Here is a 9955-nt window from a genome sequence, read left to right on the forward strand (position 1 = left end):
GGCCCGCCTCGGGGCGGGCCTGCACGAGTTCTACGTGGCGCCCTACCGGCGCACCTTCGCCCGCGCCCAGCGCGACGAGGAGGACCTGTTCATGATGCTGGTCCTCTCCGAGGCCCTGGGCGTGCCCAACCCCGCCAGCTACTACACCGTCGAGCTGCTGCCCGTGGTCTACGACCGGTTCCACGACTGGCACCGGCGGATGGGCATGGAGCGCTCGCCCCTGGAGCACGTCTCATGCTGCTAGAGCTCGCCGCCGCCCGCCGGGTCCTGTTCGTGGGCGGCAAGGGAGGCGTCGGCAAGACCGCCGTCGCCTCCGCCACCGCTCTCGCCCAGGCCCGGGCGGGCCGCCGGGTGCTCGTCGTCTCGACCGACCCCGCCCACAACCTCGGGCACCTGTGGGAGCGCCCGGTGGGGGACCGGATCACCCCGCTGGTCCGGGACCCGGGCGGCGCCGGGACGGGGCGGCTCGACGGCATCGAGGTGGATCCGGTCGCCACGACCGACGCCCACCTCGCCGCCGTGGGCGCCACCGTCCGCCGGCTGATGCCCGAGCACCTGGCCGCCGAGGTCGACAAGCACATGGAGCTCGCCCGCGACTCGCCCGGCACCCACGAGTCGGCGGTGCTCGAGCGGATCGCGGAGCTCGTGGCCACGGGCCTGGACGACTACGACCTCATCGTCTTCGACACCGCCCCGTCCGGGCACACGGCCCGGCTCATGGCCCTGCCCGAGATCATGTCCGCCTGGACGGAGGGGCTGCTGCGCCGCCGCGGGAAGGCCGAGAAGTTCGGTGCGGCCCTGCGGGGCCTGGAGGAGCGGGACGCCGCGAGCGAGAGCATCGTGGGCACCGGCCGGCCCCGCGACCCCCGCGAGGAGCGGGACCTCGAGATCCGCCGGATCCTGCTGCGCCGCCGGGAGCGCTTCGAGGCCCTGCGCGAGGTGCTCGCCGACGCCGGGCGCTGCAGCTTCGTCATCGTCCTCGCGGCCGAGCGACTGCCCGTCCTCGAGACCGTCGAGCTGCACGAGCAGCTGGTCCGCGCCGGCGTGCACGTGGGGGCCCTGGTGATCAACAAGCGCTCCCCGGCGGACGCCGGGGACTTCCTCGCCGAGCGCCGCGCGCTGGAGGAGGCGCACGTCGCCACCCTGCGCGGCGCCCTCCCGGACGTCCCGGTGCTGCAGGTGCCGCTGCTGCCGGGGGACGTCGTGGGACAGGAGGCGCTCGAGCGGTTCGGGGACGCGCTCGCCCAGGCGGATCTCAGGGCCACGTGACACGCTGACGCGCATGACCTCCACCGCGCACCGTGCGGACACCGCGCGACGACGACGGCCCCCCGCCGACCTCGGACCGTGGATCCTCGCCGGTGTCGCCGCGACCGCCCTCGCCGTGGGCCTGGCCGAGCTGCTGGCCTGGGTGACCGGACCCGTCGGCGCGCCGCTCACCGCGGTGGGCGGGGTGATCGTGGACGCGGTCCCGGCCCCGGTCAAGGACACCGTGATCGCCCTGTTCGGCACCGCGGACAAGCTCGTGCTGCTGCTCGTCATGGCCGCCGGCCTGGTGGCCGTCGGTGCCGGCATCGGGGCGGCGCAGCGCGCCAATCCGCCGATGGGCACGGTGCTGCTCGGCGTGCTGGGGCTCCTCGGGCTGCTGGCGGTGCTGACGCGGGCGGGGCCGGCCGTGGCGGACACGGTCCCCGTCGTCGTCGGCACGGGGGCCGGGGCGCTGTTCCTGACGGTGCTCACCCGCCGGACCGCGCCGTCGGCGCGGTCCGCGGGACGGCTCGACCGCCGCGGCTTCGTCCGGGTCTCCGCGGCCGCCGCCGTCCTGGGCGCCGCCGCCGGCGTCGCGGGGCGCTGGGCGTCCGCGGCGGCCGCCCGGGTGCCCGCGGCGCGGGACCTGCTGCGGATCCCCGCCCCGGCGGTGCGGGACCCGGTCCCCGCCGGGGCAGACCTCGGCGTGGCGGACGTGGAGCCCTGGCTCACGCCCGCGGACGACTTCTACCGCATCGACACCGCCCTGTCCGTGCCGCGCATCGACGTGGCCGCCTGGGAGCTGCGGATCCACGGCATGGTGGAGCGCGAGCTGACCCTGGGCTTCGACGAGCTCACGGCCCGGCCGCTGCTCGAGCGGATCGTGACGCTCGCGTGCGTGTCCAACCCGGTGGGCGGCGACCTCGTGGGCAACGCGGTGTGGACCGGCGTGCCGATCCGGGACCTCCTCGCCGAGGCCGGGCCCTCCGCCGAGGCGGACATGGTGCTCTCGACCTCCGAGGACGGCTTCACGGCGAGCACCCCGCTCGACGCCCTGACCGACCCCGGGCGGGACTCCCTGCTCGCGGTGACCATGAACGGGCAGCCGCTGCCGTTCGAGCACGGCTACCCCGTGCGGATGGTCGTGCCCGGGCTCTACGGCTACGTCTCGGCCACCAAGTGGGTGGTGGACCTCGAGGTCACCCGCTTCGACCGGGCGGAGGCGTACTGGACCTCGCGCGGCTGGACGGCCCGCGGGCCGATCAAGATGTCCTCGCGCATCGAGGTGCCGGCCGAGGGCGGGCGCACGGAGCCCGGCACCGTGGTCCTCGCCGGCACGGCCTGGGCCCAGCACACCGGGATCGCCGCCGTGCAGGTCAGCGTGGACGAGGGGCCGTGGCAGGACGCCGAGCTGGGCTCCGTGGGCACGGACGACACCTGGCGGCAGTGGGTGCTGCGCACCGGCCTCCCGGGCGGCCGGCACACCGCGCGGGTGCGGGCCGTCGACCGGGACGGGGCCGTCCAGACCGCCGAGCAGGCCCCGCCCGCCCCGGACGGCGCCTCGGGGTGGCACGAGCGGACGTTCACCGTGGCCTGACCGGCCTCCACGCCGCCCCCCTTCCGTCGAACTCACCGGTTCTGCCCGAGATCGGCGCACATGTGCCGCCCTCTCGGGCAGAACCGGTGAGTTCGCGGGGCAGGGGCGGGCCGGAGGTGTGTCTGGGGCGCGCCGGGGGGGCGGGACGGAGGCAGGCCCGGGCGGGTCAGGGGACGTGCGGGGCCGCGACCGGTCCGGTGGAGGACCGGACGACGAAGTGGGCCGGGAACACCTCGTTCGACGGCTCGCCGGGGCCTCCGGACAGGTGCTCGAGGAGCCGCTCGACGGCGCGGGTGCCCTGCTGCCGGGCGTGCTGGTCCAGGGTCGTCAGGCCGAAGGCCTCCCCGATGGGATGGGCGTCGACGCCGATGACGGACAGGTCCCCGGGCACGGTGAGGCCGAGGTCCCGCGCCGCGAGGATCGTGCCGGCCGCCATCTCGTCGGACGAGGCGAAGACCGCCGTCGGGCGGTGGGCGGGGTCCGCCAGGAGGTTCTTGGCCTGCTGGTAGGCGTCGGTGAAGGTGTAGTCGGCGATGAGCGACCAGGCGGGGTCGACGGGCAGCCCGGCGCCCGCCATCGCCTGTTCCCAGCCGTCCCGGCGGTCGGTGGACATGGGGAAGTAGCGCCTGCCCTCCCCGGCCCCGCCGAGGTGCGCGATCCGCCGGTGGCCCAGCCCGATCAGGTGCTGCGTGGCGCGGCGCCCGACGTCGAGGTCGTCGATGCTGATGGTGGATGCCCCCACCAGCGGGCCCCCGACCCCGACGAGGGGGATGCCGGCGGCGAACATCTGCTCCGTCTCGGCCGGGTCCAGGTGCAGGGACACCGCCACGGCCGCGTCCAGCCGCTTGCGCAGGAGGAAGTCGGTCAGCACGGTCGCCCGGTACCGGTCCCCCTCGAAGTTGTACAGCGTCAGGTCGTACCCGGCCTCCACGAGCGCGCCGGCCACGCCCTCCAGGACGGTGGAGAAGTACCACCGGTCGACGTGGGGGAGGACCACCCCGATGTTCCGGCTCCGACCGCTCGCCAGGCTCGACGCGTGGTAGGACACCACGAAGCCCAGCTCCTGCGCCGCCTCCCGGACCCGGGCCCGGGCGCGCGGCGAGACGTGCCCCTTGCCGCTGAGCGCCCGGGAGACGGTCGCGGTGGACACGCCCGCCCGGGCGGCGACGTCCTGGAGCCGGGGTGGGTTCATCGTCCGGTGGTCCCGGGGTCCTCCGTCAGCAGCCATGCACACTCCTCCGGCTCCAGGATATGCGGGGCGGAGGCCGGGGACCCGCTGCGCAGCAGCACCGGCAGGTCCGGCAGCTCGACCGGGGCGGAGCCCGTGTTCAGCAGCACCAGGACGCCGTTGTTGACGAGGCCCAGACAGTCCGGGCCGGTGTGGTCCTCCGCCCACGCGAGGGAGCCCGAGCCGAGCCCGTGCTCCCGCCGCAGCGCCAGTGCGGCGCGGTAGAGGGACAGCGTGGACGCCGGGTCGCGGCGCTGCGCCTCGCGCGAGAGCTCCGCCCAGCCCGGGGGCTGCGGGAGCCAGGCCTCGCCCGTGGCGCTGTAGCCCAGCGACGCCCCGGTGCTGGTCCAGGGCAGCGGCACCCGGCAGCCGTCGCGGCCGAGCCGGTCCCCGCCGGTGCGGTGGTAGGTCGGGTCCTGGCGGACGTCGTGGGGGAGGGTCGTGTGGTCCGGAAGGCCCAGCTCCTCCCCCTGGTACAGGTAGACGCCGCCCGGCAGGCCGAGCATGAGCAGGGACGCGGCGCGCGCCCGCCGCGTGCCCAGCACGTGGTCCGGCTGCTCGTCCTCGGGCCCCCGGCCGTCGCCCGGGCGCGGGGAGTCCGCCGTCAGCGCCAGGCGGGTCGTGTGCCGCACGACGTCGTGGTTGGACAGCACCCAGGTGGTGGGGGCCCCCACCGCGTCGAACGCCTCGAGGGAGGAGGTGATGATCCGGCGCAGCTCCGCGGCGTCCCACGGGGCGGCGAGGTAGGAGAAGTTGAAGGCCTGGTGCATCTGGTCGGGCCGCACCCAGTCGGCCAGACGCTCCAGCGGGTCCACGCTCGCCTCGGCGCAGAGGATCCGCTCGCCGTCGTACTCCGCGAGCACCTCGCGCCAGCGCCGGTAGATGTCGTGGATCTGCGGCTGCCCGAACATCGGGGCGTCGGTGAAGGGGAAGCCGGGGACGCTCCCCCCGTCGGCGCGTCCGTCCCAGTCGGGGAGACCCTCGGCCTTGACGAGGGCGTGCGCCACGTCGACCCGGAAGCCGGCGACGCCACGGTCGAGCCAGAAGCGCAGCACCCGCTCGAACTCGGCCCGGACCAGCTCGTGGTCCCAGTTGAAGTCGGGCTGCGACGAGTCGAACAGGTGCAGGTACCACTGGCCGGGCCGTCCGTCGGCCTCGGTCACCCGGGTCCAGGCGGGGCCGCCGAAGTGGGACTGCCAGTTGTTGGGGGGCAGCTGCCCGGACGCGCCGCGGCCGTCCCGGAAGACGAACAGATCGCGCTCCGGGGCGCCGGGACCCGCCGCGAGGGCCTGCCGGAACAGGACGTGCTCCTGCGAACAGTGGTTGGGCACCAGGTCGATGATCACCCTGATCGACAGCGCCTCCGCGGCCCGCACCAGCGCGTCGAAGTCCGCCAGGGTGCCGAAGGCCGGGTCGACGTCGCAGTAGTCGCTCACGTCGTAGCCGCCGTCGAGCTGCGGGGACGGGTAGAAGGGCGAGAGCCAGATCGCGTCGACGTCCAGCTCCGCCAGCTGTCCCAGCTCGGCGGTGATGCCGGCGAGGTCCCCGACGCCGTCCCCGTCGAGGTCCCGGAAGGAGCGGGGATACACCTGGTAGATCACCGAGGACCGCCACCACTGCGGGTCCTGGTCGCGGTCGTGGACGGGGGAGAGGCGCAGGGACTGCAGCGCACCGGAGGTCGTGGACATGCGCTCCATCGTAGGGCGGATCGCGCCGAACTGGAAGCGCTATCACCATGAGTGTCCGCAAGGTGCCGTTGCCTTGCCGGGTGTGGACAGGTCCTATGGTAGCGCTTACAGTAGTGACTCAGCTCACCTCCCGGTGCGAGACCCTTCGGCGGCAACGGCCCGAGCGATCCGCACCGCCCCGCACGCCGACCGGCCGTCGCGACCGCACGACCACGGAAGACATCGAGGAACCCCACCATGAAACACCTCCACCGGGCGGCCGCCGCCGTCGGTGCCGTGCTCCTGCTCGCCGGGTGCTCCTCGGCGCCCACGGCCGGCGTCGCCGGCCTGGCCGGCGGGCCGGGCAGCATCAAGATCCAGGCCGGCGACGACGAGATCCCGGCGCTGCGCGAGATCGCCGAGGACTTCACCGCGGACACCGGCGTGCAGGTCGAGTTCGTCCAGCGGGAGGTCCACGCGCAGACCATCTCCAACTTCATCTCCCAGTCCCCGACCGGCCAGGCGCCGGACATCATCGTCTCGCCGCACGACAACCTCGGGCAGCTGGCGTCCAACGGCGTCGTCGTCCCGGTGGAGATGGGCGACCGCGCCGAGGACTTCTCGGACAACGCCCGCGACGCCGTGGTCTACGACGGCGTCAGCTACGGCGTGCCCTACGCCATCGAGAACGTGGCGCTGCTGCGCAACAACGAGCTCACCACCGCGGACCCGGCGACCTTCGACGAGCTGCGGGCCGAGGGCCACCGGGTCATGGAGCGGGAGGGCATCCAGTACCCGTTCACCGTCAGCCAGTCCCCGGAGAACGGCGACCCGTACCACCTGTACGCCCTGCAGACCTCCTTCGGCGCCGAGGTGTTCGAGCGCACCGAGGACGGCGAGTACACGAGCAGCCTCACCATGGGGGGCGAGAGCGGACACGCGTTCGCCCGCTACCTGCAGGACCTCGGGGAGACCGGGGACCTGCGCACCTCCATGACCCCGGACATCGCCAAGGAGTCCTTCGTCAACGGCCAGTCGGCCTTCCACCTGGGCGGGCCGTGGGAGCTGGCCGACATCGAGGGCGCCGGGATGGACGTGAGCGTCCTGCCCGTGCCCCCGGCCGGGGACGAGGAGGCCCGTCCGTTCGTGGGCGTCCAGGCGTTCTTCGTCAACGCCAACGCGCAGAACCCGGTCGCCGCCCAGGACTTCGCCGCCAACTACCTGACCCGCCCCGAGTCGCAGACGGCCCTCTACGAGAGCACGGGACGGCCACCGGCGAGCCGGGTGGCCGTCGACCGCATGCAGGGCGACCCGCTGCGCTCCGCCTACGCGGAGATCGCCGAGACAGGCCTGCCCATGCCGGCGATTCCCGCGATGGGCGCGGTGTGGAGCTTCTGGGGCACCACCGAGAACGCCGTCGTGGACGGGCGCGGGGACCCCGTGGAGCTGTGGAACCGCATGATCGACAACATCGAAGGACAGATCTGATGAGCACGAGCACCACCACCCGGGACGGGACCACCGCCCCCGGAGGAACCGGCGGGGGCGCCGGGCTCGGCGCCCCCCTCGACCGCCCGCACTCCCACTCCCGAGGGTTCGGCCTGGGGTTCGTGGTCAAGCTGGTCCTGATGGGCCTGATCAACGCCTTCGGCCTCTTCGGCATCCTGTCGGCCTGGGCCGTGGGCAGCTGGGGCATCCTGGTCTTCCTCGTCGTCGCCCTGGTCGTCGCCGACCTCGTCTACTTCCTGCCGACGCGCCGGCTGCTGCCCGCCAAGTACCTCTTCCCCGGGCTGATCTTCCTGCTGGTGTTCCAGATCTTCGTGGTCCTCTACACCGCGGCCACGGCGTTCACGAACTACGGCGACGGCCACAACGCCACCAAGGACGCGGCGATCACGCAGCTCACCACCACGTACGAGCAGCGGATCGAGGGCTCCGCGGCCTATCCGGTCACGGTGCTCGAGGGCGCCGACGGCCTGGCCCTGGCCGCCGTGGAGGAGGACCAGGTGCTCGTGGGTGCCGCGGACCGGCCGCTGTCCCCGCTGGAGGGAGCAGCCGCCGCGGACGGACGGGTCGCCGAGGCGCCCGGCTACGAGGTCCTCTCCTACGAGGAGGTCGTCGGCGCCCAGCCCGAGCTCATGGACCTGCGGGTCCCGGTGAGCGAGCAGGCCGAGGACGGTGTGCTGCGCACCGACGACGGCCGCACGGCCTACGCCTACGAGCCCACCCTCGTCTTCGACGAGGCGGCCAACGCGATGGTCGCGACGGACGGCACCGTCTACGCCGACAACGGCGAGGGCGCCTTCGTCAGCGACGACGGCGAGGCGCTGCGGCCCGGCTGGCGGGTCTTCGTGGGCCTGGACAACTTCGCGGCGATCTTCGACCCGGCCGTCCTGGGCGGGCCGTTCGTCTCCGTGACCCTGTGGACCTTCGCGTTCGCGATCCTCTCGGTGGCGCTGACCTTCTTCCTGGGTCTGCTGCTGGCGGTCCTGTTCAACGACGAGAAGCTGAGGTTCCGGAACGTCTACCGGGCGATCATCTTCCTGCCGTACGCCTTCCCCGCGTTCCTGTCCATCCTCATCTGGGCGGGCCTGCTCAACGCGGACTTCGGCTTCGTCAACCAGGTCCTGCTGGGCGGCGCCGGGGTGCCCTGGCTGGACAACCCCTGGCTGGCCAAGGTCTCGCTGCTGCTGGTCAACCTCTGGCTGGGCTTCCCCTACATGTTCCTCGTGACCACGGGTGCTCTCCAGGCGATCCCCGGGGAGCTCTACGAGTCCGCCGAGATGGACGGGGCCGGCCCGGTGCGCCAGTTCCGGGCGATCACGCTGCCGATGCTCATGGTGGCCGTGGGCCCGCTGCTCATCGCGTCCTTCGCCATGAACTTCAACAACTTCAACGTGATCTACCTGCTCACCGGCGGCGGCCCCCAGGACCTGGAGTCGACCACCGGCGTGGGCGCCACGGACATCCTCATCTCGTTCGTCTACAAGATCGCGTTCGCCGGCGGCACCAACGACTACGGTCTGGCCTCGGCCCTGTCCATCCTCATCTTCATCATGGTGGCCGTCATCTCCGCGCTGACGTTCCGCCGCAGCAAGGCTCTCGAGGAGATCAGCTGACATGACCACTCCCACCACGCCCCCGCCGGGCGACCGCCCCGGCCACGACGGCCCGGCCCGCGCCCCCTGGGCCGCGGCCACGGCCGCCCCGTCCACCGGCACCTCGAACACGGTCCAGCCCGCCGGTCCCCTGGCGCCGGCGGGCACCCGCGGGACCGCGCGCCCGCGGCCCACGGCGGGCCGTCGTTTCGCCCGCGGCGGATGGAAGCACCTCGCCGCGATCGCCGCGTGCGTCTTCGCCCTCTTCCCCCTCGTCTACGCCTTCTCGGCCTCGCTGTCCGCCTCGGGCTCCCTGCTGGGGTCCAACCGGCTGTTCTCCGAGATCACCGGCGCCAACTACACCAATCTGCTCAACGACCCGCAGAACCCCTACCTGACCTGGTTCGCGAACTCGCTGTTCGTCTCGGTCACCACGGCCGTGGGCACCGTGCTCATGGGCGCGGCCGCGGCCTACGCCTTCTCCCGGTTCCGCTTCCGCTCCCGCAAGGGCGGGCTGCTGGCCCTGCTGGTCATCCAGATGTTCCCGCAGCTGCTGGCGTTCGTGGCGATCTTCCTGCTGCTGTTCGCGATCTCCGGCGTCTACCCGTTCATGGGCCTGAACTCCCGGCTGGGGCTGGTGGCCGTGTACCTGGGCGGGGCGCTGGGCGCCAACACGTTCCTGATGTACGGCTTCTTCAACACGATCCCCCGGGACCTGGACGAGGCGGCGGAGATCGACGGCGCCTCGCACGCCCAGATCTACTGGACCATGATCCTGCCCCTGGTGACCCCCATCCTCGTGGTGGTCGGGATGCTGTCCTTCATCGCGTCCTTCTCGGACTTCCTGCTCGCCCAGATCGTGCTGCAGGACCCGGAGAAGTACACGCTGGCCGTGGGGCTCTACCAGTTCGTCGCCGTGCAGTTCGGCGAGAACTGGGGCGTGTTCACCGCCGGGGCGATCCTGGCGGCGATCCCGGTGGTCGTGCTGTTCCTGTTCCTCCAGCGCTACATCGTCTCCGGGCTCACCGGCGGTGCCGTGAAGGGCTGACCACCGGCCCACCCACCTCCCCCACCCGCCCGCCCGCGCCCCCCACGTGCGCCGAACGCACCTGGGGGG

General features: G+C 73.2%; 8 protein-coding genes. 6 read left to right on the forward strand and 2 right to left on the reverse strand.

Annotation, left to right across the window (positions count from 1 at the left end; all coding sequences use genetic code 11):
• From ACFU0Y_RS14745 to ACFU0Y_RS14755, 3 genes are all read left to right on the forward strand, one after another.
• Window positions 1–244, forward strand: a 244-nt coding sequence (locus ACFU0Y_RS14745; protein WP_380215276.1) for a cory-CC-star protein, incomplete at its 5' end; no start/stop codon positions are given.
• Entirely contained in the window at window positions 235–1269 is a 1035-nt protein-coding gene (locus tag ACFU0Y_RS14750; protein ID WP_380215277.1) for an ArsA family ATPase, read from the forward strand. The genes ACFU0Y_RS14745 and ACFU0Y_RS14750, both read left to right, overlap by 10 nt.
• Before the next feature lie 13 nt (window positions 1270–1282).
• Complete coding sequence (locus ACFU0Y_RS14755) at window positions 1283–2845, forward strand: molybdopterin-dependent oxidoreductase (RefSeq protein WP_380215278.1); 1563 nt, start codon at window positions 1283–1285, stop codon at window positions 2843–2845.
• A 166-nt stretch (window positions 2846–3011) separates the two neighbouring features.
• Here the strand turns inward: ACFU0Y_RS14755 and ACFU0Y_RS14760 are convergent, their stop codons facing one another.
• Both ACFU0Y_RS14760 and ACFU0Y_RS14765 read right to left on the reverse strand, forming a co-directional pair.
• The gene (locus ACFU0Y_RS14760) at window positions 3012–4073 is read right to left on the reverse strand and encodes a LacI family DNA-binding transcriptional regulator (RefSeq protein WP_380215279.1); all 1062 of its coding nucleotides are present in this window, start codon (window positions 4071–4073) and stop codon (window positions 3012–3014) included.
• The gene (locus tag ACFU0Y_RS14765) at window positions 4034–5761 is read right to left on the reverse strand and encodes a glycoside hydrolase family 13 protein (RefSeq protein ID WP_380215280.1); all 1728 of its coding nucleotides are present in this window, start codon (window positions 5759–5761) and stop codon (window positions 4034–4036) included. Before ACFU0Y_RS14765 ends, ACFU0Y_RS14760 begins: the two co-directional genes overlap by 40 nt.
• Before the next feature lie 237 nt (window positions 5762–5998).
• Between ACFU0Y_RS14765 and ACFU0Y_RS14770 the strand changes: the two genes are divergently transcribed.
• The 3 genes from ACFU0Y_RS14770 to ACFU0Y_RS14780 are packed head-to-tail and all read left to right on the forward strand — an operon-like array spanning window position 5999 to window position 9886.
• On the forward strand, window positions 5999–7228 hold the full coding sequence (locus ACFU0Y_RS14770; RefSeq protein ID WP_380215281.1) for an extracellular solute-binding protein: 1230 nt from the start codon (window positions 5999–6001) through the stop codon (window positions 7226–7228).
• The gene (locus tag ACFU0Y_RS14775; protein WP_380215282.1) at window positions 7228–8859 is read left to right on the forward strand and encodes an ABC transporter permease subunit; all 1632 of its coding nucleotides are present in this window, start codon (window positions 7228–7230) and stop codon (window positions 8857–8859) included. The genes ACFU0Y_RS14770 and ACFU0Y_RS14775 overlap by 1 nt, the downstream gene beginning before the upstream one ends.
• Before the next feature lies 1 nt (window position 8860).
• Window positions 8861–9886 (forward strand): sugar ABC transporter permease, encoded by a 1026-nt coding sequence (locus ACFU0Y_RS14780; protein ID WP_380215283.1) that lies wholly within the window; start codon window positions 8861–8863, stop codon window positions 9884–9886.
• Window positions 9887–9955: the final 69 nt, after the last annotated feature.

The sequence above is a fragment of the Kocuria sp. NPDC057446 genome (assembly GCF_042802875.1).
Classification (GTDB): Bacteria; Actinomycetota; Actinomycetes; order Actinomycetales; family Micrococcaceae; genus Kocuria.